Below are 24,327 nucleotides of genomic sequence, written 5' to 3'. Positions count from 1 at the left end.
TATGTTATTTCACAGCGCCGAAGGTCAGGCCGCGGACGAGTTGTTTCTGGCTGAACCAGCCAAGGATCAGGATCGGCGCGATCGCCATCGTCGATGCCGCCGAGAGCTTGGCGTAGAACAGGCCCTCGGGGCTGGAATAGGAGGCGATGAAGGCCGTCAGTGGTGCTGCCTTCGAGGCGGTGAGGTTGAGCGTCCAGAACGCCTCGTTCCAGGCAAGGATGATGTTCAAGAGCAGCGTCGAGGCAATGCCGGGCACCGCCATCGGCGTCAGCACATAGATGATTTCCTTGGCAAGCGACGCCCCGTCCATGCGGGCAGCTTCGAGGATCTCGCCGGGGATTTCCTTGAAGTAGGTGTAGAGCATCCAGACGATGATCGGCAGGTTGATCAGCGTCAGCACGATCACCAGGCCGGTGCGCGTGTCGAGCAGGCCGAAATTGCGGAACATCAGATAGATCGGGATCAATGCGCCGACCGGCGGCATCATCTTGGTCGACAGCATCCACATCAGCACGTCCTTGGTCCGCTTGGTCGGCGAAAACGCCATCGCCCAGGCGGCAGGAATGGCGATGATCAGGCCGATCAGCGTCGAGCCGAAGGAGATGATTACCGAGTTCATGAAGTGGCCGAGATAGTTTGACCGGCTCTGCACCTCCGCGTAGTTCTCCGTCGTCCAGTGGAAGAACAGGAACTGCGGCGGCGAGGCGATGGCGTCGGCTTCCGACTTGAAGCTGGTGAGAAACGTCCAGAGAATCGGGAAGAAGATCAGGATACCGAGCGTCCAGGCGATCGCGGTGACGATGAGCTTGCGCTTGGTTGTGACTTTTCTGGCCATCTCAAGCCTCCAGATTCTTGCCGACGAGGCGCACGAGGAAGATCGCGACGATATTGGCGAGGATAACAGCCACGATCCCACCGGCCGATGCGCCGCCGATATCGAACTGCAGCAGCGCCTGGGCATAAACGAGGTAGGTGAGGTTGGTGCTGTCGGTGCCCGGCCCGCCATTGGTGGTGACGAGGATTTCGGCAAAGACCGAAAGCAGGAAGATCGTCTGGATCAGGATCACCACGGTGATGGCACGGGCCATGTGCGGCAGTATGATGTAGATGAATTTCGAGATCGGCCCGGCGCCGTCCATCTCGGAGGCTTCCTTCTGCTCCTCGTCGAGCGACTGCAGCGCCGTCAGCATGATGAGGGTGGCAAACGGCAGCCACTGCCAGGCGACGATCAGAATGACGGAAAACAGCGGCGCATTGGCCAGCCAGTCGATCGGCTGCAGGCCGAGCGCCTTGGCAAGATGGGCAAACAACCCGTTGACCGGGTTCATGAACATGTTCTTCCAGACGAGTGCTGCCACCGTCGGCATGACGAAGAACGGCGCAATCACCAGGATGCGCACGATGCCCTGGCCGTACATCGGCTGGTCGAGCAGCAGCGCAAAGGCGATGCCGCCGATGACGGTGATCAACAACACGCCGGCGACAAGCAGCAGCGTGTTGATCAGCGCGGCGAAGAAGGCCGGATCCGTCAGGAAGTACTGATAATTCAGAAAACCGACGAAGCTTTCCATGCCGGGGCTGAGCAGATTGTAGTTCAGCAGCGAGAAATAGATCGTCATCGCCAGCGGGACAATCATCCACGCAAAGAGCAGCAGCACGGAGGGCGCAATCATCAGGCGCGCGGAGGAGCGGGTATGTAAGGTTGCCATGGCAATCACCGATCTGGACTGAAGCGGGGAGCGGCCGCAAGGCAGCTTTGTCTGGAAAAAAGCGGCCGCCGATGCAGTTCGGGCAATCGGCGGCCCAGAGGGGCGGATTGTCAAGGATCCGCCTCTTGCTCAGGAGGTTTTATTTAATGTAGCCGGCCTTGGTCATTTCGCGGGTGGCCAGCTGCTGTGCGCTCTGCAACGCCTGATCGACCGAAAGCTGGCCGGCAAGGGCTGCCGAGAACTGCTGACCGATCGCCGTGCCGATACCCTGGAATTCCGGGATCGCCACGAACTGGACGCCGACATAGGGGACCGGCTTGACGGTCGGCTTGCTTGGATCGGCCGAGTTAATCGAGTCGATCGTCGTCTTGGCGAAGGGAGCCGCCTTCTGGTATTCCGCATTCGCATAGAGCGAGGCGCGGGTGCCCGGAGGTGCGTTCAGCCAGCCGTCCTTCTCGGCGACGAGGTTGGTGTAATCCTTGCTCGTGGCCCACGCGACGAACTTCTCGGCGGCTTCGGCCTTCTGCGAACCTGCCGGGATGGCAAGGCTCCAGGCCCACAGCCAGTTGCCGCGTTTGCCGAGACCCTTGTCGGGAGCGAGCGCAAAGCCGACCTTGTCGGCGACGGTCGATTCCTTCGGGTTGCTGACGAAGGATGCGGCAACGGTGGCATCGATCCACATGCCGCACTTGCCGGTCTGGAAGAGCGCCAGGTTCTCGTTGAAGCCGTTGGAGGAAGCGCCCGGAGGGCCGGCATCCTTCATCAGCTTGACGTAGAAGTCGAGCGTGTCCTTCCATTCCGGCTGGTCGAACTGCGGCTTCCAGCTTTCGTCGAACCAGCGGGCGCCGAAGGAGTTGGACATCGCCGTCAGGAATGCCATGTTCTCGCCCCAGCCGGCCTTGCCGCGCAGGCAGATGCCGTAGACTTCCTTGTCCTTGTCGGTGATCTTGCGGGCAGCGTCGGCAATGAAGTCCCAGGTCGGGGCGTCCGGCATCTTCAGGCCGGCAGCGTCGAACAGGTCCTTGCGGTACATGACCATCGAGCTTTCGCCGTAAAACGGCGCCGCATAAAGCTTGCCGTCCATGGTCAGGCCGCTGCGGATCGCCGGCAGCAGGTCGTCGACGTCGTAATTGGCGCCGAGATTGTCGAGCGGCACCAGCCAGCCCTGCTTTGCCCAGATCGGAACTTCATAAGTGCCGATCGTCAAGACGTCGTACTGGCCACCTTTGGTCGCGATGTCGGTCGTGACCTTCTGGCGCAGTACGTTCTCTTCCAGGGTTACCCATTCAAGGTCGATACCGGGATTCTTCGCCTTGAAATCATCCGTCAGCTTCTGCATCCGGATCATGTCGCCGTTATTCACGGTCGCAATCGTCAACGTTTCGGCCGAAGCCATACCGGCAAACGCCATTGCTGAGCAGGCGCCCAGCAGAAAAGTTCTCAATGTCATAATCTTCCTCCCAGAAGATGGGGTGTGAGCATTCGCTTCGCTCATGGGCAATTACTCAACAAACAACAAAGAATGTCAATCGACAATCGTTGCTGCGATGCCGAAGGCGACAGTCATCCATTTGATTTTATTAGAATATTTTTTGCTCAATTCCTGAGCAAAAACTCAGCCGTCTCTTCATCGGTGATCAAAGCATTAATTTGATGGCCGACAACGGCAGCCCTGATCGCTTTGAATTTGCGCTTGCCCTTGGCCAGCCCAATGACCATCGATGCGTCGCGGGACGGGATCGGCGCCGACGCGACGCGCTCGTTGATCGGGTTGTCGATCAACCTGCCGTCGACATCGAAGATCCAGCCGCAGATCTCGCCGACGGCACCCCCGCGCATCAGCTCCATCATCTCGTCCTTCTCCAGAAAACCGTCGACGCAGAGCGGCCCATCGATGCCGAGCTCGCCGATGCCGACGAAGGTGACATCGGCTTGCGCGCTCATATTCAGCGTCGAGCGCACCAGCTGTTGGCCATGCAGCAGCTCCCGTTCCTCGGCCGAGGTGACGAGCACCGGCAACGGCATCGGATAGTGCCGCGCCTTCACGGCGTCGGCCATGCTGAAAATGACGTTGTAATAGGCGGCCGATCCGTCCGGGGCGATATTGCCGGTCAGCGAAACGATGCGGTGATTGGGACATTCGATCGCCGGCAGCTGGTCGACGGCAGCCTTCAGCGTGCGGCCGGTCCCGATGGCAAGCACGATCGGCTCGGCCCGTTTCAGCCATCGCTCGATCTCGGCCGCGGCCGCCTCGGCGATACCGACCGTCGTCGACGACGACGTGGGATCGCTCGGCACCACCTCCACATGTTTCAGCCCGAATTTCCGACGCAGCTGACTGCCGAGCTCCAGGCAGGCGGCGATCGGATGATCGAGCCGCACCTTGATCAGGCGCTCGGCGACCGCCAACGACACCAGCCGCTGCGCCGATTGCCGCGAGATGCCCATCGCAGCGGCGATTTCATCCTGCGTACGCCCGGCGACGTAATAGAGCCAGCCGGCACGCGCCGCGTCGTCGAGCCGTGCAGGGGTCTCGGATCTTTTTACCATCTAATGCCTACCGCGCAAAATGAGCCGGCGTGCCGCCGCCGAACATGATTTGAGTCTGTATCGCGCCAGATCAAAACAAAATTCCGGCAAATGTCGAGCCTGTTGCAAGGAGCCCCGCCAAATAACCGCCGTCACGCAAGCAAATCCCGCTTGGGCAAACCCACTCAGGCAAACCATTGCACGACGAGATAGATCCCCGCCTTCACGAGACCGTAAATCACCCCGCCGGCAACGACGAGCGACACGGCCGTCATCACGAAGCCGATGAGCGCGAAGAGCCCGTCGCGGCCCAAGATCCCGAACGCGAAGACCGAGATCGTGACCGCCGGCAGGATATTGCCGAGCGGGACCGGCAGCAGCAGCACGATCGACAGCAGCAGGCATGCCGCCCCGGCAAGATATTCCGCCGGCGGTTCGGCGAAGATCGCAAGCCTCGGCTTCAACATGCGCTCGGCCCAGGCGAGCCAGCGGTGGATGCGGCCGACAATGGTCTCGAAATCCTCCCGCCGCATCGAACGGTTGGCAATCACCTTCGGTAGCCAGGGTTTCAGCCCGAAGGTCAGCTGCGCTGCCAGGAAGACCAAGGGCGCCCCGAGCACGGCCGAGGTGCCTGGCGGAGTGGGAAAGGCGTTCGGCAACGCGAAGATCAGCATCAACGCGCTGATCGCCCTGTCACCCATCGTGTCGAATATATCGCCGATCGAGATCCGTTCGCGGCTCTGATCGGCGGCCATCTGTCGCAAAATGGATGAGAGGCGGCGGCCTTTGGGACGTGCTCTTCGGATGGTACTGTTTTCTCTCGTATCGATGGTCGTGGGTCCGGCAGTTGATGAAAGTGTAGGGCTGGATTCTGGCGATGCAATATGCCAATTGAATGACTTGCGGGGTTAGAAATTGCGGCTGCGATCGGAGGCTTAAGCTCACCAGATTTCTCCAACGTCTTGCCATGACGGAATGGAAGATGGAAACCCGTCCCGCCTATCCGATCTCCCCACCCGTGCGAGAGATGTCCGGCAGAACAGGGGGCGGCACAGGGCACGACCATAAAGCCGGCGACACCACCGCCGAATGAGCGCTTGAAATTCCACACCAATAATGCAAGCAGACGCGGGAGACCAGAGAAACGGCAGAGTGGCAATGATCATTTCATTCGACATCGGCGGCTCCGCCATCAAAGGCGGCATCGCCCGCTCCGAGACAGACATCCTTCCCCTCGGCCGCCGCCCGACGCCCAGCAATGATTTTGCCGCTTTCGTCGAGACCCTGCGCGGCGTCATAGCCGAGACCGGTGAGCAACCGAGCCGCATCGTCCTTTCCATCGCCGGCGTCGTTGATCCCGATACACAGCGGCTGATCTGCGCCAATATTCCCTGCATCCACAACCGCGCACTCGCAGCCGACCTCGAAGCCGAGCTCGGCGTGCCGGTGCTGATCGCCAACGACGCCGACTGTTTCGCCATGGCCGAAGCCGGTCTCGGCGCCGGCCGCGGGCACCGCATCGTCTTCGGCGCCATCCTCGGCACCGGCGTCGGCGGCGGCTTGGTTGCCGATGGACGCCTCGTCAACGAGGCCGGCGGATTTGCCGGCGAATGGGGTCACGGGCCGATCATCGCATCGGCAGCCGGCAATCCCCCCGTCGCCATTCCCGCCTATGCCTGCGGCTGCGGCCAGAGGGGCTGCGTCGACACCGTGGGCGGCGCCCGCGGCCTGGAGCGCCTACACAAGACGTTGCACGATCTCGACCTTGCCAGCGAGGAGATCATCGCCCAGTGGGGCCATGGAGAGGAGAAGGCGACACGGACGATCGACGTCTATGTCGATCTCGTCGCCTCGCCCTTAGCGCTGACGATCAATATCACCGGCGCGACCATCGTGCCGGTCGGCGGCGGGCTTTCCAATGTCGAGCCGCTGCTTGCTGAGCTCGACCACGCCGTGCGCGCCCGCATCCTGCGCAAGTTCGACCGCCCACTGGTAGTGCGCAGCGAATGCCGCATCGAACCCGGCCTGATCGGCGCGGCACTTTTGGGGCTGAAGGCGGAAGCCGCGGCTCTTTAAAGCACCGGCCACATCCGGACGATCGCGGCGAATCGATCCCAGTCCTTGCGTGCAGAAGGCGTCCAGGCAGCCTCGGCGATTGCCGGGAGCCGCGGAAAAACCAGCCGGTTGAAATAGGCGCGGGAAAGGAAATTTTCGGTCCAGATGCAGGCCTGGATACCGCGGATCTTTTCCTGCAGCGCCTCCGGCAGCTCGCCCTCGGCCTCGTAAGCGTAGGTATATTCCGGCGGCGCGTAGCCCGCCCAGCTGGCGCCGGGCTCGGCCCAGGCCTCGGCCTGCGCCATGTCGAGATAATAGGCTTGCCCCGGCGTCATCACCACGTCGTAACCTTCCTGCGCGAGCTCGATGCCGACGGCGGGCTTTTCCCAGGCCATCAGCAGCGTGCCGTCGCGGTCGACACCGCCGCCGTGCGAGACCTCGTTCCAGCCGACGAGTTTCTTGCCGCGCTCCGACAGCATGGCCTTGATACGTTTCAGGAAATAAGATTGCAGCTCGGCAGTGCCGGCAAGTTTCTCCCGCTCCATCAGTGCCTTGCAGAGCGGCGAGGCAAGCCAGGCGCCATGCGCCACTTCGTCGCCGCCGATATGGAGATATTCGCCGGGAAACAGCGTCACCATCTCGTCGAACACCTTGCCGAGAAATTCATAGGTGAATTCCACCGCCGGATTGAGGGCGTTGTTCGGATAACCCTGCACCGAGCGGTAACTGTCCGGCGCCTCCTGCCCGTCGACAAGCTCGGGCAGTGAGAACAGCGTCGCCATGCTGTGGCCTGGAATATCGATTTCCGGCACCACTTCGATATGCAGCGAGGCTGCATGCGCAACGATCCGGCTGGCGTCCTCCTGCGTGTAGTGGCCGGCGCGCGTTTGCGCTCCGTCGCCAAGCTGCGGCACGAGCACTTCATCCGGCCCGCGCCGGGCGCCGATCTCCGTCAGCGCGGGATAGGCCTTGATCTCCAGCCGCCATGCTTCGTCGTCCGTCAGATGCCAGTGAAAGATGTTGAGCTTGTTCCAGGCGAGAATATCGATCAGCCGCATGACGTCTGTCACTGGATAGAACTGCCTGGACACATCGAGATGGCAGCCGCGCCAGTCATAACGCGGCTGGTCGGCTATCGTGCCGAAATTGGGAAATTTGAAGCGCTCGCGATCGGCGCGGGCACCGTGCAGCAGTTGCGCCAGGCTGATCAGCCCGTAATGCCGCCCGGCGTCACCCGCACTCGAAAGCACGATCTCATGCGCCGTAAAGCGCAATTCGTAGGCAAAGGCGGCGATCGACGATTCGGTGACGAAACGAATGGCCCGCCCACCTTCGACGGCACTGAGGGAAAACGGCATATTGTCGGCCGGGTAGAGCCGCTGGTAAAGCGCAAGAACCAGCGAGAGTGCCTTGACCGCATCGGCCCGCGTCCGCGCAACCGGATAAAGGACGACCGGCAGCTCTCCAGCCTTCAGCCCGAGCGCCAGCGGCCAGGGCAGCAGCGAATAGGGTTCCTCGGCCCGGCCCGGCGGCAGAAGCGCCGGAGCTACGCCACCATCCCGGCCTTCGAGCATGAGATCGCCGAAACCAACAGGAACGTGGCGTCCGTCGCCAAGTGTAAGATAGGCCGATTTGACGCCCGATGTCGTATGTTTCGGCGCCCTGGTCAGCCCCTCGACGGTGAACCGCCAGCGCCCGCCGGGCGGCACGCTCAGCCCCTCGGGCGGCAGGAATTCGTGGAAATGCGCGACCCGCCGCTTCAGGCTGCCGCCGTCGCAGACTTGTTTGTCGGCAACCCGCGTCTCTGACGTATAGGCGAGTGAGAAGCCGGACAGCGGTTCGGTCGAAAGATTGAAAAGCATGAAGGTGAGGCGCCCGAAACTGCCCTCAATCGGGCTCCAGCTTGCGTCCAGATGGTGATCGGCCATGGTCGTGCCCTGCCTCGTCGCTGAGTGGGCCGGGATCGCAGTTGGTCCCCCGGCATTCTTTCGCAGCTTAGCTTTTTCAAGGCGGCATTGAAATCGGCGCCCGGGTGCGGAGCGGACAGCAATGACCCGTTCAAAGGCTGGCTGCCGAGCCGGGGCTAAGCAGAAACGCTCTCTGATGAGGAAGCTGTGGCCTGCAAGGAAAACGGCGCGGCTTGCGCCGCGCCGTCCTCACTCTGCTGCCAACGCCGGCGGATGTCTGTCATCCGCCTCTTCCTGGATGGCGTCGGCATGCTGGCCTGGCTCGTCCTTTTTCTTCGGCTCCCGGCCGAAGAAAAGGGCGTAACCGGCGGGCAGAACCAGAATGGTGAGCACGGTCGCAACCAGGATGCCGCCCATCATGGCGTAGGCGAGCGGACCCCAGAAGACACCGCGCGAGATCGGGATCAGCGCCAGCACGGCGGTCAGCGCCGTCAGCATGATCGGCCGGAAACGCCGCACGGCCGCGCCGACGATCGCCTCCTGCCGGTGCATGCCGGCCTTGATATCCTGGTCGATCTGATCGACCAGGATGATCGAGTTGCGCATGATGATGCCGAGCAGCGCGATGACCCCGAGGATCGCCACGAAGCCGAAGGGCGCGCCGCTGATCAGCAATGCGGCAGCCGCACCGATGATGCCGAGCGGACCGGTGGCGAGCACCAGCATTGCCTTGCCGAAATGCTGCAGCTGCACCATCAGCAGCACGATGATGACGGCGAGCATGATCGGCGCCTTGGCGGCAATCGACATCTGGCTTTCCGCCGCATCCTCGGCGCCGCCCTGGATCTCGACATTGTAGCCGGCAGGCAGGCTGTCGCGCAGGTCCTTCATGTCGGCATACATCTTCATCACCACATCGTTCGCCTGCACATCGTCAGGCAGCGTGGCGCGCACGGTGATCGTCGGCAGGCGGTTGCGCCGCCATTCGATGCCCTGCTCCATGACGGGCACGACCTTGGCGACCTGCGAGACAGGCACGAAGCCGCCGAAATCCGTCGGCACATAGACCGAGTTGACCGCCGACAGCAGCGAGCGGCTGGCATCCGGCTCGCGGGCGACGATCGAGACCGTCTCCTCGCCGTCGCGGAAATCGTCGAGCGCAGCCCCCGACATGGCGGTCTGCAGCATCTGGCGCACGCGCTGCGAGGTGACGCCGAGTGCCCGGGCGCGGTCCTGGTCGATCACCAGCTTCATCCCCGGCACCTCTTCCAGCCAGTCGTCATGGATGGCGCCGAGCATCGGATTGGCCTGGAAGCGCGCCTTTACCTGATCGGCGATCTCCCTGACTTCCTGGCGGTCGGGCCCCATGACGCGCATCTGCACCGGCCAGCCGGTCGGCGGACCGAGGAAGAGGCGGTCGACCTTGCCGCGAATATCGGGGAAGTCTTCCGCAAGGATCGTCCGCAGCCTGACGATCAGCCGCTCGCGTGCCGGTTCGTCATTGGCCATGACGAGCAGCTGAGCGAAGTTCGGATTGCGCAGCTGCTGGTCGAGCGGCAGGAAGAAACGCGGCGCGCCTTCGCCGATATAGGTGGCGATGAACCGCTTGTCGGGATCATCCATCATCTTGGCTTCCAGCGCCTTTGCCTGCACCTCGACTTCCTTGATGCTGGTGCCCTCGGGCAGCCAGAGATCGACGAGAATTTCCGGCCGCGAAGATTGCGGGAAGAAATTCTGCGGAATGAACTGGAAGGCCCAGAGGCTGGTGACGAAGGTGCCAAGCGTCAGCAGCAGCACGATGACGCGGTGGCGCACCGCCCAGCCGACCGTGCTGCGCAGCCGACGGTAGAAGCCGGTGTCGAAGGCGTCGTGATGCTCGCCAGCGTGATGGCGCTGCTTGAGGATCATATAGCCGAGCCACGGCGTGAAGTAGACCGCGACGAACCACGAGGTGACGAGCGCGATGCCGACGACGTAGAACAGAGACCGCACATATTCGCCGGCCGTCGAGGCGGCGAAGCCGACGGGAATGAAGCCGGCCGTGGTGATCAGCGTGCCGGTCAGCATCGGGAAGGCGGTCGAGGAATAGGCAAAGCTTGCCGCCTCGATCTTGACGAGCCCCTCCTCCAGCTTTCGCTCCATCATCTCGACGACGATCATCGCATCGTCGACAAGCAGGCCGAGCGCGATGATCAGCGCGCCGAGCGAGATGCGCTGCAGGTCGATGCCGAGTTCGTACATCAGCGCAAAAGTGGCTGCGAGCACCAGTGGAATGGCGATGGCGATGACGAGACCCGATCGCCAGCCGATCGACACGAACGAGACGACCAGCACGATGATGAGAGCTTCGCCGAGCGCATGCATGAATTCGCGGACCGCATCCGTCACCACGTCGGGCTGGTTGGCGATCTGATCGACGGCGACGCCGTAGGGCAGCGCCTCTTCGAAACGCTGATAGGTCGCCTCTACGCCCTTGCCGACATCGGTCACATTGAAGCCCTTGGCCATCACGACGCCGACCTGAACGCTGTCGTGGCCGTTGAAACGGTACTTGCGCTGGTAGGGATCTTCGAGACCGGGACTGACGGTGGCGATATCGCCGAGGCGCGTCACCTGGCCGCCGGCGCGAAGGCGCAGCTCGCGGATATCGGCCGCCTTCTTCACGTCGCCTTCGACCGAGATGCGCACCGAGCGCAGGCCGGTATCGACCGAGCCGGCCGGATCGACATTGTTTTGGCCCTTGATGGCGTTCTGCAGATCGAGGATCGTCAGGCCGCGCTCGGCGAGCGCCTTGGATGAGACGTCGATATAGATCTTCTCAGGCTGGTCGCCGATGATGACGGCTTTCTCGACGCCCGGCGTCGTCAGCAGCATGTCGCGCGCCTGGATCGCGAATTTCTTCAGTTCCGGATAGGAATAACCGTCGCCGCTGATCGAATGCAGTGTGATGAAGGTGTCGCCGAACTCGTCGTTGAAATAGGGGCCGAGCAGGCCCTGCGGCAGCTCGCTGGATATGTCGCCGACCTTCTTGCGTACCTGGTAGAAGGCATCCGCCACTTCTTCCGAATTCGTGTCGCCCTTGACCTGCAGGGTGATGATCGCGCTGCCTGCACGCGTATAGGACTTGACCCAGTCGATATGCGGTGTTTCCTGCAGCTTGCGCTCGATCTTGTTGACGACCTGATCTTCCATTTCCTGAATGGAAGCGCCCGGCCAGATCGCCTGAACGACCATGACGCGGAAGGTGAATTCGGGGTCCTCGCGCTGGCCCATGCGCATCAGGCCGAGCACGCCGGTGATGATGATCAGTCCGAAGAGGAAGCGGGCGATGCTCGGATGTCCGATCGCCCAGCGCGACAGATTGAAGGGCCGCTTTTCGGTGGTGGCTTCCATGGTCCTGTTCTCTCTTTATCGCGCGTTCAGCGGACGGTCTGGTCCGTGGCAGCCAGGGCCGACTGCTGGTCCGGCACCTTCACCTTCAGGTTTTCGCTCATGAACTGCGTGCCGGCTGAAACGACGAGATCGCCGGTATCGAGACCCTCAGTCACATGCACGCCGTCGCCGGTGAAATCGGCGACCTTGATGTCGCGGCCATGCACGGTCGCCGTGTCGCGGTCGACGGTCCAGACCATCTGCTTGCCGTCCTTTTCAGCCAGTGCGCTGAGCGGGATCGAGACATAGCTGTTGCTATTGCTGACGTCGGCCTCGATCGTCGCCGTCATGCCGAGCAAGACGCGCGGATCGTTCGGCAGGCTCACGCGGACCGCAAAGGTACGCGACTGCTGGTCGGCGCTTCCGGAAACCTCCCGCACCTTGCCGTCGAGCACCAGCCTGTCGTCGGCCCAGAAGCTTGCCTTGACTGTTTTGCCCGGCTTGAATTCGGCAATGTCGTTTTCCGGAACGGCGATCTGCACTTCCTTTTCGCCGTCGACGGCAACGGCGACGACGGGAGTGCCCGACGCAACGACCTGGCCGACATCGGCATTGATCGTCGTGACAATCCCGTTGTGGTCGGCCTTCAGCTCCGCATAACTCACCTGGTTCTTCGCCTGATCGAGCGCCGAGACGGCGGCATCGCGGCTTGAAACGGCCTGATCGTAACTGAGCGACGCTTGCTCCAGCTGGGATTTCGGCGAAACATTCTTGTCGAACAGCTGCTGATTGCGCTTGTTCACGAGATCGGCGGTTTCCACGCCTTTTTCAGCGGCTGCGAGATTGGCTTCCGCCGTCTTGACCGCCAACTGGTAATCGGTGGAGTCCATCCGAGCGAGCACGTCGCCCGGCTTCACCTTGTCGCCGATATCGACGAGGCGTTCGGTGATCTTGCCGGCGACGCGAAATCCGAGGTTCATCTCCGTGCGCGCCTTGACCGAGCCCGAATAGTCGAGCTTGCGGGTGTCGCCGGCCTTGGCGATCTCGACGACCTTCACCGGCCGGATGACTTGCTTGACCTCAGCCTTCTCTTCCGAGCAGGCGGAAACGCCGATGCCGATGGCGCCGACGAGTATGAGACTGGCGACGGACGGCATGCGATGGCTGAGGGTCTTGAGCGAAAACATCTTCCGCACTCCTGGATTGTTTCGGGATTCGACGGCGGCTGCCGCCCATTATTTCTTCAGCGCCCTGATCACATAATTGATCAGTTCGTCGACGCTCGCGCGGTTGGTTTTGGCAAGACATTGCGCCACCATCTGCGGATGGCAGAGATTGATCGTCGCCGCGCCGAAGCAGCGCGAGGCAACGACCGGGTCCTGCTCGGCAAATTCCCCGGCTGCAATGCCTTCGGCGATGATTTCGGCGATCAGGTCATGAACACGATCGATGTGTTTTTCGATGACATGCCAGTCGCGCTCGATGGCGACCACGATCATCTCGTGCACCTTCATCTCGTCAAGCATCAGATCAAGCGTCAACTGATGCTGGGTCTCGACATAGCGGCGCAGCCGCTCGCTGGCGCTGATCGGCTGATGACGGATGTCGTAGGCGATTTGATAGGCAGTCGCGAGCATACGCCCGCAGAGCGCCTGGTGGATTTCCACCTTGGAGGCGAAGAAACGATAGATATTGGCCGGCGACATGCCGAGATCGCGGGCAATATCGGCCACCGTCGTCTTGCTGTAGCCATAGTGCCGAAACAGCCGCTCGGCCGCATCAAGAATGCGCGTGACATTCTCCTGCCGCGCAATGTCCAGCGTATTTTCCGCGATGTCGTTCATAAGCTTCGGGACCTGAATTACGACTGACGATTTTCGAATTTCGTCAGTCGTAAAATATCAGGCGTTATTTGTCAACTGTCGCGCAACATAAGGCTTTGCGAAACGAGGGCAGTCCGGCGGAAGCAACAACTCGAGCTGGAATAAGGGGCGCCGACAATGGGTGCACCAAATACAAAGCGCCGCGGCGACAAGCGCGCGGCACTTCGTTGATGGAGTGACGAGTCAGACGACCTTGACGTCGAGTGTGATCGGAACGGATGCGAGAGCCTTGGAAACCGGGCAGCCGGCTTTCGCCTTGTTGGCAAGTTCGGTGAAGGTCGCTTCATCGGCACCGGGAATACGGCCGGAGAGTGAGAGATGGATGGCGGTGATGGCGAAGCCGCCCTCGACGCTTTCGAGCGTCACCTTGGCGGAGGTTTCCATATGCTCGGCGGTAAAGCCGGCTTCCCCGAGGATCAACGACAGCGCCATCGTGAAGCAGCCGGCATGGGCGGCACCTATCAGCTCTTCCGGGTTGGTGCCGGGGATGCCTTCGAAGCGGCTTGCAAAGCCGTAGGGATAGTCCTTCAGGGCGCCGCTCTGCGTCGAGATCAGGCCTTTGCCGTCCTTGAGGCCACCGGTCCAATGGGCCGAAGCCGTGCGATTGATCTGCATGCCGTCCTCCTGTTTTCGATTGTGCTTTCAGAGCATGATGCCGAAAAGTGTGCGCGGTTTTCGGACAACATCATGCTCCAACTGTTTCCAGAAAGCGGCAGGGCGCCGCTCTGTGCCTGCGGGAGATCAGATAGCCTTCCCGATGGGCAATATAATGCTCTATGCCGAGAAGACGACAGGCATGTAAAAATTGCCGGGGTCGAAGCCCGTTCAAACGGGATGCTGCAGGACGCTGAGGCCGCCGTCGATTGTCAGGCAGGTGGCATTGATGAACGGGCACTCGTCGGAAATCATGAAAACGGCCGCCATGGCGATCTCCTCCGGTGTCGCGATGCGCCCGCCGGGATGCAGTTTCATCGTCTCGGCCTTTGCCGCCTTCGGATCAGGGAAGCCGTTCCAGTAATCGATCACCTTCTGCGTCGAGACGTAGCCCGGCGCCAGCGCATTCACGCGGATATTGCGGGCGGCATATTCGAGCCCCAAGGATTTCGTCATTCCGAGCAGGGCGTGTTTGGCCAGCGGATAGGGAAATGTATGCGGGATGATGGTGAAAGCGTGCGTCGAGGCGATGTTGAGGATGACGCCGCCGCCCTGTTCGATCAGGCCCGGCAGCACCGCCTTGCAGCAGTTCCATGCGCCCTTGAGATTGATGTCGAAGCAGCGGTTCCATTCCTCGTCCGTCGTCTCGAGCGGTTCGGCGAAGACATTGACCCCGGCATTGTTGACGAGCGCGTTCAGCTGTCCGATTTCTTCATTCGCCTGGGCGACCAATGTGGTGATCGTGCCGGTATCGGTAATATCGGCCGGCAGATAACCAAGCCGGCCGCCACCGCTCTGAAGCTCTTTTGCCGCCTGCGCCAGCAGCGCCGCATCGCGATCGACGAGAAAGACGGCGGCATCCTCCCGCAGGAAAGCCTTCGCGATCGCAAGGCCGATACCCTGCGCAGCACCTGTTATCAGGATGTTCTTGCCTTGCAGACGGCCGCCCATCTATCCCTCCTCCGACCGAACCGGCAGCGCCGACATCAGGATCGTCACCGTGCCGGCAAGATCCTCCCCCGGCGCAAGTGGCGCGAGCCCACCGAAATCAGGAAGGTGATGGCCGTTCGGCAGGTGGCTCATCGGCTCGAGGCAGAAGAAGTCGCTCCGGTTGACCGGCATATACAGCATGAAGCGATCGAGCGCACCACCGGCTTCCAGCGCCGTCTGAATTCCAAGTTCCGGCCAGGCGATCGCAGCTCGCCCATTCCAACCCTCGAAGGCATTGTTCATCCATCTCTGCGGCAAAAGCTTTTCGGATCTGAAATCGAAATAACCCGGCACAGGGCCAGGCATCTCCGGCAGGTGGTCCGGCCGCTCGCTCCAATAGCGATCGGCCGCAATCGTCAGCCGCGTCTTTGGCGTGCGCGCAAAGAAGGGATGTTGACCGAGCCCGAAAGGAAGGGCGGCTTCGCCGCGGTTTTCCACGGAAAGTGTCAGCACCAGCGCATCGCCGGCGAGACGGATCTCCTGCCGGGTGAGATAGGCATAAGGTGAAACCCTGTCGGCGCTGCGGGAAAAGCAGAATTGCGCATGCTCCGGGCTGGAGTCTTCAAGCTGCCAGAGGCTGAGCCAGCCGTCGCCGTGCCGATAGAGCGGATCGGAAGTATTCGGCCGGAAGGCATAGTCGCGTCCGGCAAAGGACATGGTATTGCCTTCCACGCGGTTGCCAAACGGCACCATCGCGAAATTCGCCATCGCTCCATCCGGCCCGCCAGCCGCCACGAGAAAGGGCACGCCTCGATAGGTCGCGGCGGTGACGGCCGCACCCCGACGGCTGACCCGAACGGCAAGATCGCCGTGCCTCAGTTCGATGTCATCGCCGGTTTGTTCCTGGTTCATCCGCGCCGTCCCGCAGCCGAAGACCTCAAATTGTCGAGCAACACTGCGATCAACAGGATCAGCCCGCGGACCACATACTGATAGAACGCCTGGATATTCAAGAGGTTCATGACGTTTTCGGCAATGCCCATGATCAGCACGCCGACAATGACGCCGCTCATTGCCGCCCGGCCGCCGGCCAGCGAAACGCCGCCGAGGACGCAGGCAGAAATCACCGAAAGCTCAAGCCCTGTCGCCGCATTCGGCTGGCCGGAGGTGATGCGCGAGGCAAGCAGGATGCCGGCAATGCCGCAGACAAGCCCCTGCAGCGCAAAGATCCAGACCCGCATGTTGACGACATTGACGCCGGCAAGCCGCGAGGCCTCGGGATTGCCGCCGATTGCCAGGGTGTTCTTGCCGAAGACGGTGCGGTTGAGCACGAAACCAAAGAGTATGAAAAGGATCAGCATGATCCAGATGGGCGTCGGCACAGTCAGAAATCGCGACAGGGCAAGCTGGTAGAAATCGGGATCATTGATGCCGACGGCGCGGCCATCGGACGCGATCAGCGCCAGCCCGCGCACAATCTGCATGGTCGCAAGCGTGGTAATCAGCGCATTGATGCGGAACCGCGCAATGACGATACCATTGACGAAACCGACGACGGCGCCGCACAGCAGGGCGGCGAGCAGCCCGACGGGAATGGAGCCTGTCGCATTCGAGACCATCACCGCGATCATGCCGGAGAAGGCGACGATCGATCCAACCGAAAGATCGAAATCGCGCGAGGCCAGGCAGAACATCATCGTGCAGGCGACGATGCCGATCGTGACGACCGACTGTAGCAGCCCCAGCATGTTTCGCTCGGTCAGGAAGTTCGGAACGAAGAGCGAGACGATCACGAAGGCGGCAGCAAAGATCACCACCAGCCCCTGTTCGCCAAGAAGAATTTTTTTCAACGAATTCATCGTCCGTATTCCTGGTCCTAAAGGGTGCCTGCGGCGTTCTTGTCGGGAAGTGCTGCCGTCAGGATGTTGCGCTCGTCGAAATCCTGGCGGGCGACATTGGCCGCCACCCTGCCCTGGCACATCACCATGATGCGATCGGAGATGCCCATGACTTCGGGCAACTCGCTTGATATCACCACGATCGCCATGCCGCCGGCCGCAAGCTCGTAGAGGATTTCATAGATTTCCGATTTCGCTCCGACGTCGATGCCCCGCGTCGGCTCGTCGATGACGAGGACCTTGATCCCCTGCTCGGACAGCCAGCGGCCGAGAATGACCTTCTGCTGGTTGCCGCCCGAAAGGTTGATGATGTCCTGCTTGCGCGACGGCGTCCGCACCCGAAGCTTGGCGATGAACCGATCTGCCAGCGCCGCCTCTCGTCTCGGGCTCAGAATGCCGAAAGGCGAAAAATGCCGGCGCGATGAGATCGCGATATTCTCCTCGATTGATCGCCCTTGGATGATGCCGTCGAACTTGCGGTCCTCGGGGCAGAGCACCATTCCGGCATTGATCGCCGCCTTCGGATTATTCGGCGAAACGGCAACGCCATCGATCGTCACCTGGCCCTGATGCCTGGCATCGGCTCCGTAAAGCAGCCGCGCCATGTCGCTGCGGCCGGCGCCGATCAGGCCGAAGAAGCCGAGGATTTCGCCCTGGCGGACCGAAAAGCTGATCGGATGGCGCAGCCTCGGCCCCGACAGGCCCTTGACCTCCAGCCGGACGTCGCCGAGCGGACGTTCGCGCCATCCCCAGACATTGCTGATCTCGCGTCCGACCATTTCCGAAATGATCTGTTCGCGCGTGGTTTCGGCGATCTGAGGATGGTGGGCGGCGAGCTTGCCGTCGCGTAGCACGGTCAGGCTGTCGCAAAGACGGAAGATCTCGTCGAGACGATGCGAGACGTAGAGAATGACCGTTCCCTGCGCCTTCAGCCTGTCGATGAGCGAAAACAGGATTTCGCTTTCGCGCGAGGAAAGCGAGGAGGTCGGCTCGTCGAGCGCAATCACCCGTGCATCGAGCATGACGGCCTTGGCGATCTCGACCATCTGCCGCGCACCGATCGAAAGCGAGGCGACCTTGGCCGACGAATCGACATCGATGCCGATCTCTTCGAGCTTCGACCGCACCGTCTCGATCAGCGCCTTCGAATGGATGACGCCGCCCTTGGCCGGAAAGCGTCCGAGCCAGAGATTTTCGGCGACGGTCAACTCCGGAACGAGCTGCAGTTCCTGATGGATGACGATGACGCCGGCATGGAAGGCGTCGCGGACGGACGCGTATTTCTGCTCCTTGCCGTCGACGAGGATGTTGCCGGCATCGGCGGCCTGATCGCCTGACAGTACCCGGATCAGCGTCGATTTACCCGCGCCGTTTTCGCCCATCAGGCCGTGGACGGCGCCCTTCTCGACCGTGAAGGAAACATTCGCCAGCGCCTGCACGCCGGGATAACCCTTGGAGATATTGCTGAATTCGAGGAAAGCCATCATCGCTCCGTCGAGAAAGACCCGACGGCACGCTGAGCGGCCGCCGGACGATATCATCTTGGAAGGACGATCACTCGATGCCAAGATCCTTGCGGACCTTTTCGTAATCGTCGCGCAGTGCCAGGGAACCGGAGGTCAGCGTCAGCTTTGCCGGCTCCTTGTCGTTGGCAATCCAGTCGTACATGTTGAGCGCCGTCTCGTAGCCATGACGCTTCGGCGAGATGATGACGGTGCCGAAGAAGCCCGTCGGCGCCGGCTTCTTGAACTCGTTGATTGCCGACTCCGCGCCGCCAATGCCGACGCCGATGACGTTGGCCGCCGGAATGCCGACCGATTCGGAAGCACGGACGGCGCCGAGGACGGCTTCGTCGTTGAGGCCGAAGGCGACCCAGTATTTCACGTCGGCATGCTTGTTGAGAACGGTGGTCGCCGCGTTGAGCGCCGCTTCCGTATCCGTCTTCGCCTGTGGCGCATCATAGATGTTTTCGACCGGGAAGCCGGCGGACTTCAGCACCGACATCGCGCCTTCGACGCGGTCGACGGCCGTCGGCAGCTGGTCATAGGAGACCCGCACGGCGCCGACATTCTTCATGTCCCACCCGCGCTTTTTGATTTCGTCGACGATCGCCTGGCCGACGGTCTCGCCGATCTTGGTGGCTGAAATGCCCATATGTGGCACGTCTTCCAGCGGCTTGCCGTCGGCGCTGACGAGGCGGTCGTCGACCGTCATCAGCTTCAGCTGGTTGGCTTCGGCCTTGGCGACGATGCCGGGGCCGAGCTTGACGTCGGGCGTGCAGATGATGAAGCCCTGCGCACCCTGGGCGCCGAGATTATCGATCGCCGACTGGACCTTCTCGCCGTCTTCGGCGCCGATCTTAACGACGGTGAAGCCTTTTTCCTTGGCGGCTTGGTCGGCGAATTTCCATTCGTCCTGGAACCAAGGCTCCTCGGGCTGCTTGACGATGAACCCTATCTTGACGTCCGCGGAAAATGCCGAGCCGGCTGCCAGAATGGCGAAAGTGCCAGCCAAAATGGCTGCTTTGAACAAGCGCATGTCTCTCTCCCTAACTCTCAAAAACCGAGCCGCTGCCTCCCAGGCAACGTCCACTGAATTATGACAAATCATCATACCAGTCAATTGCCAATGTATGATGATTGGAATAATAGGATTATTGACGGAGTGCCGGGAGGAAGCGTCGCAAAGCGGATCGAATTCGGATAATCAGGTTTGGTTGCCTAGCACGCGAGACAGAGCGGAGAGGTGAGTTGGAAACAATCGAGCGACAGAGCGGGGCCGAAAGCCGCCGCATCGAGCGCCGCCCGCGCGTACGCCGGAACGTCACGGCGGCGATCGCTCAGGATATCTGTGCGGACCGCTATCCCGCGAGCTCGCCGCTGCCCCGCGAGAACGATCTCTGCGAGCTCTACGGCGTCAGCCGCACCGTCATTCGCGAATCGCTGAAAGTGCTGGAATCCAAAGGCCTTGTCCGCGGCAAGCCGCGCATCGGAACCACCGTCTGCGACAAGGACGACTGGAATATCCTGGACGCCGACGTGCTTGAATGGATGGGTCCCTATATCAAGGATTTCGACCTGCTCGGCTGCATTCTCGAAGCCCGCCGCACCATCGAGCCGGCAGCCGCCGAATATGCCGCCGAGCGCGCCAGCGCCCAGGAGATCGCCGATCTCGACAATGCCTGGCGGCAGATGCGCGACAGCGCCCGCGACCCGGAAAGCTTCACCGATGCCGATGTCATGTTCCACACGGTGCTGCTCACCGCCAGCCACAACCAGGTCTTCCGCCGCCTGTCGAGCGCCATTCACGCGGCGCTGAAATATGCCTTGCATGCCTCCAATATCGGCGTCGAGAATCGCGAGGATGCGGTGCTCGTTCACGGCCAGCTGGTCGAGGCCCTGCGCATGCGCGACAAGGCGGGCGCCCGCGAATGCGCCAACCGCATGCTTGATCTTGCGGTGCGCGATCTTGCCGCCGCCGAAAAAGCGATCGGCAGAACGAAATGAACTATCACGACAAATCTGCGGACGCGCCGCCGATCGCAAACCCGGGAAGAGACTGAAAGAGCAGCGATGAAGATCACCAAACTCACCACCTATATCGTTCCCCCGCGCTGGCTGTTTTTGAAGGTCGAGACCGACGAGGGCATTATCGGCTGGGGCGAACCGGTCGTCGAAGGCCGTGCGCTCACCGTTCAGGCCGCCGTCCATGAGCTGGAAGACTACCTGATCGGCAAGGATCCTTTCCTGATCGAAGACCACTGGACCGTGATGTATCGTGGCGGCTTCTATCGCGGCGGCGCCGTCCACATGAGCGCGATCTCGGGCATCGACCAGGCGCTGTGGGATATCAAGGGCAAAGCGCTCGGCCAGCCGATCCATTCTCTGCTCGGCGGCCAGCTCCGTGATCGCATCAAGGTCTATTCCTGGATCGGCGGCGATCGGCCCGCGGATGTCGCCAACAATGCCAAGGAAGTGGTTGCCCGCGGCTTCAAGGCGATCAAGCTCAATGGCTGCGAGGAAATGCAGATCGTTGACACCAATGAGAAGGTGGAAAAGGCGGTCGAGACCATCGCCATCATCCGCGAGGCGATCGGCCCACATATTGGCATCGGCGTCGATTTCCACGGCCGCGTGCACAAGCCGATGGCCAAGGTTCTCGCCAAGGAGCTCGATCCCTACAAGCTGATGTTCATCGAAGAGCCGGTGCTGTCCGAAAACAAGGAAGCGCTACGCGATATCGTCAATCATACCTCGACGCCGATTGCACTCGGTGAACGCCTCTTTTCGCGCTGGGACTTCAAGCAGGTCCTTTCGGACGGCTACGTCGACATCATCCAGCCGGATCTCTCCCATGCCGGCGGCATCACGGAATGCCGCAAGATCGCGGCGATGGCCGAAGCCTATGACGTGGCGCTGGCACCGCATTGCCCGCTGGGTCCGATCGCGCTTGCCGCCTGCCTGCAGGTCGATGCCGTCAGCTACAACGCCTTCATCCAGGAACAGAGCCTCGGCATCCATTACAACAAGGGCAACGACATCCTCGACTACATCTCCAACAAGGAGGTGTTCCAATATGCCGATGGTTTCGTCTCGATCCCGCAGGGTCCAGGGCTCGGCATTGAGGTGGACGAGGCCTATGTCATCGAGCGCGCCAAAGAGGGCCACCGCTGGCGCAACCCGATCTGGCGGCATGCCGACGGCAGCTTCGCCGAATGGTGAGAGCGCATAACCCCGAAAATCGAAGCCGATTTTTCGGAAAGGATTGTGCGCAATTCAAAGTGATAGGGCCGCGCAAGCGGCCCTTTTCATTCACCGTGTAGGATATCGGGGGTCTCGTCCGTCATAGTGGAACTCAAGAGGAGATTTCAGGATGGCCAAAGCAATCGCGATCATCGTCGCCCGCATCATCTTCAGCTTCGTCTTCTTCATGGCCGCCGGCTTCAAGTTCGCCGATATCGGCGCAACAGCGGGCTATATCACCGCTGCCGGCTTTCCGATGGCGACATTCCTTACCTGGATCGCCGCCTTCTTCGAGATCGCGCTGGCGCTCGCTTTCATATCAGGGGCCTTCTTCACCGAGGCCAGCCTGCTCGCAGCCGTCTATGTGATCTTCCTCGCTTTTGCCTTCCACGGTCCGTCCCATTGGCAGCAGAACCAGGCCGAGTTCGGCTTCTTCGTCGATCACTTTACCTTCCTCGCCGGTCTGCTCTTTGCCGCCGTCCACGGGCCGGAGAGATGGGCGTTGCAACACCGCCTGCTCAGGAGGCTCTAACGATCCGCTCTCCTTTCGGAACCAACAGCCCGTTTCGAACATTGGCTTAGCGGCAAAACGGCAAGGAGAGCCTGCCCATGGAGCTGAAGGGAAAGATCGCACTGGTAACAGGCGCAGGTTCCGGCATCGGCAAAGCGGCCGCGTTGCGCCTCGCCGCCGAAGGTGCAAAGGTCGCAGCATTGAGCCGCACCGCCGACGAGGTCGAAACGACCTGCGCCGAAATCAAGGCCGCCGGCGGCCAGTCGATCGCGTTGACCGCAGATACCAGCGACGAAGCTCAAATGCGGAACGCGGTCGCGCAACTGACCGACACCTTCGGCGGCCTCGACATCGTTGTCGCCAATGCTGGGATCAACGGCGTCTGGGCGCCGATCGACGATCTGAAACCGGAAGAATGGGACAAGACCATCGCCGTCAATCTGCGCGGCACCTACCTGACCCTGCATCTCACTGTTCCGCATTTGAAGCGTCGCGGCGGTTCGATCGTCGTCGTCTCGTCGATCAACGGCACCCGTACCTTCACCACGCCGGGCGCCACCGCCTATACCGCAACCAAGGCGGGCCAGGTCGCCATGGTCCAGCAGCTCGCCCTTGAACTCGGCCGACACGGCATCCGCGTCAATGCCGTCTGCCCTGGCGAGATCGAGACCAATATCAGCGCCAATACCGACAGCCGCCGCCGCGAGGAGACGGAGGTTCCGGTCATCTGGCCTGAGGGCGATATCCCGATTGCCGGCGGCAAGGCAGGCAAGAGCGAGGATGTCGCCGAAACAATCCTTTTCCTCGCCTCCGACCGCGCACGGCACATCACCGGTACGCCGATCTGGATCGACGGCGGCCAGGGCCTGTTGCGATAGCCCTTGCAGTCAAGAACTCAGCCGTTCAGCTGGGCACTGTCGAGGGTATACAGTTCCTGCGCCCGCTGCACGCCGCGCAACGCATAGCGTCCGACGCAGGCGAGGGCGGTACGCTGCTGCTCCGGAATCGCCGCGGCGAAATCGGAGGAGATCAACAGGTTGAGATCAACGGAACGACACATCGAGGCGATCCGGCTGACCTCGTTGACAGCAGGCCCGATGACGGTGAAGTCCAACCGATCCTGGCTCCCGATATTGCCGTAGAAGACATCACCGATATGCAGGCCGATATAGACGTCGGTCGTCGCCCGGCCGTCAGCCGCACGCGCGGCATTCAGCGTAGTGAGCTTTTCCCGCAGCAGCGATTCGGCGCTCAGCGCCGCACGACAGGTCTCCGCCGGCACCTCGCCCTTGAAGATGGCGAGCACACCGTCGCCGATCAGCTTCAGCACGTTGCCGCCGGACTCGTGGATCGCCGTGATCACCGCCTCGCTATAGTCGTTAAGCAGGGGGATGATCTCCTCCGGCGGCACGCTGTCGGAGATCTTCGTGTAGTTCAGCAGGTCGGAAAACCAGAGTGCCGCGGAAATCCGCTCCGATTTGCCGCGGCTGATCTTGCCTTCCATCACCTGGCGCGCGGCGTCCTCGCCGAGATAGACCTCAGCGATGGTGCGGGCGATACGCCCGAGCGCGATGCATTTGATCGCCAGCCCCAGCACCGGCACCAGCTTGCGCAGGATGGCGAGGTCGTGGTCGGAAAAGCCCTCAGAATGTTTCGTCGCGAAATGCGAGAAGAAACAATCCATCTCGCCGATCGTGCCGGCCTCGGAAAAACGATGCATCATCGCCACGAAATCCGTGTGACCGGCTTCAGCGATCGTATCGAGCATGGAGAAATCGATCGGATCGCCGAAGCCGAGACGCCGGCGTATCTCCCGCTCGTTGCGAGACCAAAGATGAAAGAAAGCCGAACGCTGCCAGTTCGACGCCGCCTCCCCCGAGATCGTCGGACCATATTCGAACTCGGTCTGGATTTCCTCGATGCTGTCCCAGCGGAAGGCGCGGCCCTCATGCACCGGATGCAGCGTATCCATCAGCGCCAGACCGCGGTCGAGCGGCAGGCCGGCATCCCGGCAAGCCGAGCAGAAACCGGTCATGAGTTCGGCCTCCGAAACGCCTTTCAGTCCCTGCTCCGTAATCCAGGCTGCAATCGTGCTGACGTCGCTGTAATCCATGTCGCTCACCTAAACTCGTGCCAA

At 61.6% G+C, this 24,327-nt stretch carries 21 protein-coding genes; 5 read left to right on the top strand and 16 right to left on the bottom strand.

What is annotated here, in order from left to right; all coding sequences use genetic code 11:
* Positions 1-4: 4 nt before the first annotated feature.
* The 5 genes from BS630_RS24230 to BS630_RS24210 all read right to left on the bottom strand — a co-directional run bounded on the left by BS630_RS24230 (position 5) and on the right by BS630_RS24210 (position 4,993).
* A complete protein-coding gene (locus tag BS630_RS24230) occupies positions 5-835 on the bottom strand; it encodes a carbohydrate ABC transporter permease (RefSeq protein ID WP_017962194.1) in 831 nt (276 codons plus the stop codon).
* Between the two features lies 1 nt (position 836).
* Complete coding sequence (locus BS630_RS24225; protein WP_017989489.1) at positions 837-1,709, bottom strand: carbohydrate ABC transporter permease; 873 nt, start codon at positions 1,707-1,709, stop codon at positions 837-839.
* A 139-nt stretch (positions 1,710-1,848) separates the two neighbouring features.
* Positions 1,849-3,159 (bottom strand): ABC transporter substrate-binding protein, encoded by a 1,311-nt coding sequence (locus tag BS630_RS24220; protein WP_077979420.1) that lies wholly within the window; start codon positions 3,157-3,159, stop codon positions 1,849-1,851.
* A gap of 146 nt (positions 3,160-3,305) precedes the next feature.
* Positions 3,306-4,259 carry a sugar-binding transcriptional regulator gene (locus BS630_RS24215; protein ID WP_077979419.1) on the bottom strand — a complete coding sequence of 318 codons (954 nt, stop codon included), beginning with the start codon at positions 4,257-4,259 and terminating at the stop codon, positions 3,306-3,308.
* Positions 4,260-4,423: 164 nt separating this feature from the next.
* A complete protein-coding gene (locus tag BS630_RS24210) occupies positions 4,424-4,993 on the bottom strand; it encodes an exopolysaccharide biosynthesis protein (protein WP_244735656.1) in 570 nt (189 codons plus the stop codon).
* Between the two features lie 403 nt (positions 4,994-5,396).
* Here BS630_RS24210 and BS630_RS24205 point away from each other — a divergent pair, with 403 nt between their 5' ends.
* The gene (locus BS630_RS24205) at positions 5,397-6,314 is read left to right on the top strand and encodes an ROK family protein (protein ID WP_077979418.1); all 918 of its coding nucleotides are present in this window, start codon (positions 5,397-5,399) and stop codon (positions 6,312-6,314) included.
* On the opposite strand, the gene BS630_RS24200 is transcribed toward BS630_RS24205, so the two are convergent.
* The 10 genes from BS630_RS24200 to BS630_RS24150 all read right to left on the bottom strand — a co-directional run bounded on the left by BS630_RS24200 (position 6,311) and on the right by BS630_RS24150 (position 19,475).
* Positions 6,311-8,221, bottom strand: coding sequence for a beta-N-acetylhexosaminidase (locus BS630_RS24200; protein ID WP_077979417.1), 1,911 nt, complete (start codon positions 8,219-8,221; stop codon positions 6,311-6,313). The genes BS630_RS24205 and BS630_RS24200 overlap by 4 nt on opposite strands.
* 228 nt (positions 8,222-8,449) lie before the next feature.
* Positions 8,450-11,593 (bottom strand): efflux RND transporter permease subunit, encoded by a 3,144-nt coding sequence (locus tag BS630_RS24195; protein WP_077979416.1) that lies wholly within the window; start codon positions 11,591-11,593, stop codon positions 8,450-8,452.
* A 26-nt stretch (positions 11,594-11,619) separates the two neighbouring features.
* Entirely contained in the window at positions 11,620-12,759 is a 1,140-nt protein-coding gene (locus BS630_RS24190; RefSeq protein WP_077979415.1) for an efflux RND transporter periplasmic adaptor subunit, read from the bottom strand.
* 48 nt (positions 12,760-12,807) lie between these two features.
* Positions 12,808-13,416 (bottom strand): TetR/AcrR family transcriptional regulator, encoded by a 609-nt coding sequence (locus tag BS630_RS24185; RefSeq protein ID WP_025396116.1) that lies wholly within the window; start codon positions 13,414-13,416, stop codon positions 12,808-12,810.
* Positions 13,417-13,638: 222 nt separating this feature from the next.
* Entirely contained in the window at positions 13,639-14,070 is a 432-nt protein-coding gene (locus BS630_RS24180) for an OsmC family protein (protein WP_017962203.1), read from the bottom strand.
* A gap of 210 nt (positions 14,071-14,280) precedes the next feature.
* Entirely contained in the window at positions 14,281-15,060 is a 780-nt protein-coding gene (locus BS630_RS24170) for an SDR family oxidoreductase (RefSeq protein ID WP_077979414.1), read from the bottom strand.
* Positions 15,061-15,951: an aldose 1-epimerase gene (locus BS630_RS24165; RefSeq protein WP_077979413.1), complete on the bottom strand. Its 891-nt coding sequence runs from the start codon at positions 15,949-15,951 to the stop codon at positions 15,061-15,063.
* Positions 15,948-16,898: an L-arabinose ABC transporter permease AraH gene (gene araH / locus BS630_RS24160; RefSeq protein WP_077979412.1), complete on the bottom strand. Its 951-nt coding sequence runs from the start codon at positions 16,896-16,898 to the stop codon at positions 15,948-15,950. The genes BS630_RS24165 and araH overlap by 4 nt, the downstream gene beginning before the upstream one ends.
* A gap of 17 nt (positions 16,899-16,915) precedes the next feature.
* Positions 16,916-18,421, bottom strand: a complete 1,506-nt coding sequence (araG, locus tag BS630_RS24155; RefSeq protein WP_077979411.1) for an L-arabinose ABC transporter ATP-binding protein AraG — start codon at positions 18,419-18,421, stop codon at positions 16,916-16,918.
* Between the two features lie 70 nt (positions 18,422-18,491).
* Positions 18,492-19,475, bottom strand: a complete 984-nt coding sequence (locus BS630_RS24150) for an arabinose ABC transporter substrate-binding protein (protein ID WP_077979410.1) — start codon at positions 19,473-19,475, stop codon at positions 18,492-18,494.
* A gap of 212 nt (positions 19,476-19,687) precedes the next feature.
* Here BS630_RS24150 and BS630_RS24145 point away from each other — a divergent pair, with 212 nt between their 5' ends.
* From BS630_RS24145 to BS630_RS24130, 4 genes are all read left to right on the top strand, one after another.
* The gene (locus tag BS630_RS24145; RefSeq protein WP_077979409.1) at positions 19,688-20,443 is read left to right on the top strand and encodes a FadR/GntR family transcriptional regulator; all 756 of its coding nucleotides are present in this window, start codon (positions 19,688-19,690) and stop codon (positions 20,441-20,443) included.
* Positions 20,444-20,509: 66 nt separating this feature from the next.
* Positions 20,510-21,658, top strand: a complete 1,149-nt coding sequence (gene dgoD, locus BS630_RS24140; protein ID WP_077979408.1) for a galactonate dehydratase — start codon at positions 20,510-20,512, stop codon at positions 21,656-21,658.
* Positions 21,659-21,809: 151 nt separating this feature from the next.
* Entirely contained in the window at positions 21,810-22,211 is a 402-nt protein-coding gene (locus tag BS630_RS24135) for a DoxX family protein (RefSeq protein ID WP_077979407.1), read from the top strand.
* A gap of 77 nt (positions 22,212-22,288) precedes the next feature.
* A complete protein-coding gene (locus BS630_RS24130) occupies positions 22,289-23,068 on the top strand; it encodes an SDR family oxidoreductase (protein ID WP_077979406.1) in 780 nt (259 codons plus the stop codon).
* A 17-nt stretch (positions 23,069-23,085) separates the two neighbouring features.
* Here the strand turns inward: BS630_RS24130 and BS630_RS24125 are convergent, their stop codons facing one another.
* Entirely contained in the window at positions 23,086-24,303 is a 1,218-nt protein-coding gene (locus BS630_RS24125) for an adenylate/guanylate cyclase domain-containing protein (protein ID WP_077979405.1), read from the bottom strand.
* Between the last annotated feature and the right edge of the window lie 24 nt (positions 24,304-24,327).

Origin of the sequence: Rhizobium laguerreae, from assembly GCF_002008165.1 — a bacterium.
Taxonomy (GTDB): domain Bacteria; phylum Pseudomonadota; class Alphaproteobacteria; order Rhizobiales; family Rhizobiaceae; genus Rhizobium; species Rhizobium laguerreae.
Note: the sequence above shows the minus strand (reverse complement) of the source record. Positions and strands in the feature narration are given on the sequence as shown.

Excerpts from the sequence above, each read along its gene's own strand:
- BS630_RS24200 (WP_077979417.1), bottom strand. The coding sequence starts at position 8,221 with ATGGCCGATCACCATCTGGACGCAAGCTGGAGCCCGATTGAGGGCAGT.
- BS630_RS24150 (WP_077979410.1), bottom strand. The coding sequence starts at position 19,475 with ATGCGCTTGTTCAAAGCAGCCATTTTGGCTGGCACTTTCGCCATTCTG.
- BS630_RS24225 (WP_017989489.1), bottom strand. The coding sequence starts at position 1,709 with ATGGCAACCTTACATACCCGCTCCTCCGCGCGCCTGATGATTGCGCCC.
- BS630_RS24205 (WP_077979418.1), top strand. The coding sequence starts at position 5,397 with ATGATCATTTCATTCGACATCGGCGGCTCCGCCATCAAAGGCGGCATC.
- BS630_RS24170 (WP_077979414.1), bottom strand. The coding sequence starts at position 15,060 with ATGGGCGGCCGTCTGCAAGGCAAGAACATCCTGATAACAGGTGCTGCG.
- BS630_RS24210 (WP_244735656.1), bottom strand. The coding sequence starts at position 4,993 with ATGGCCGCCGATCAGAGCCGCGAACGGATCTCGATCGGCGATATATTC.
- BS630_RS24190 (WP_077979415.1), bottom strand. The coding sequence starts at position 12,759 with ATGTTTTCGCTCAAGACCCTCAGCCATCGCATGCCGTCCGTCGCCAGT.
- BS630_RS24130 (WP_077979406.1), top strand. The coding sequence starts at position 22,289 with ATGGAGCTGAAGGGAAAGATCGCACTGGTAACAGGCGCAGGTTCCGGC.
- dgoD (WP_077979408.1), top strand. The coding sequence starts at position 20,510 with ATGAAGATCACCAAACTCACCACCTATATCGTTCCCCCGCGCTGGCTG.
- araH (WP_077979412.1), bottom strand. The coding sequence starts at position 16,898 with ATGAATTCGTTGAAAAAAATTCTTCTTGGCGAACAGGGGCTGGTGGTG.
- BS630_RS24195 (WP_077979416.1), bottom strand. The coding sequence starts at position 11,593 with ATGGAAGCCACCACCGAAAAGCGGCCCTTCAATCTGTCGCGCTGGGCG.
- araG (WP_077979411.1), bottom strand. The coding sequence starts at position 18,421 with ATGGCTTTCCTCGAATTCAGCAATATCTCCAAGGGTTATCCCGGCGTG.
- BS630_RS24135 (WP_077979407.1), top strand. The coding sequence starts at position 21,810 with ATGGCCAAAGCAATCGCGATCATCGTCGCCCGCATCATCTTCAGCTTC.
- BS630_RS24165 (WP_077979413.1), bottom strand. The coding sequence starts at position 15,951 with ATGAACCAGGAACAAACCGGCGATGACATCGAACTGAGGCACGGCGAT.
- BS630_RS24230 (WP_017962194.1), bottom strand. The coding sequence starts at position 835 with ATGGCCAGAAAAGTCACAACCAAGCGCAAGCTCATCGTCACCGCGATC.
- BS630_RS24125 (WP_077979405.1), bottom strand. The coding sequence starts at position 24,303 with ATGGATTACAGCGACGTCAGCACGATTGCAGCCTGGATTACGGAGCAG.
- BS630_RS24185 (WP_025396116.1), bottom strand. The coding sequence starts at position 13,416 with ATGAACGACATCGCGGAAAATACGCTGGACATTGCGCGGCAGGAGAAT.
- BS630_RS24215 (WP_077979419.1), bottom strand. The coding sequence starts at position 4,259 with ATGGTAAAAAGATCCGAGACCCCTGCACGGCTCGACGACGCGGCGCGT.
- BS630_RS24220 (WP_077979420.1), bottom strand. The coding sequence starts at position 3,159 with ATGACATTGAGAACTTTTCTGCTGGGCGCCTGCTCAGCAATGGCGTTT.
- BS630_RS24180 (WP_017962203.1), bottom strand. The coding sequence starts at position 14,070 with ATGCAGATCAATCGCACGGCTTCGGCCCATTGGACCGGTGGCCTCAAG.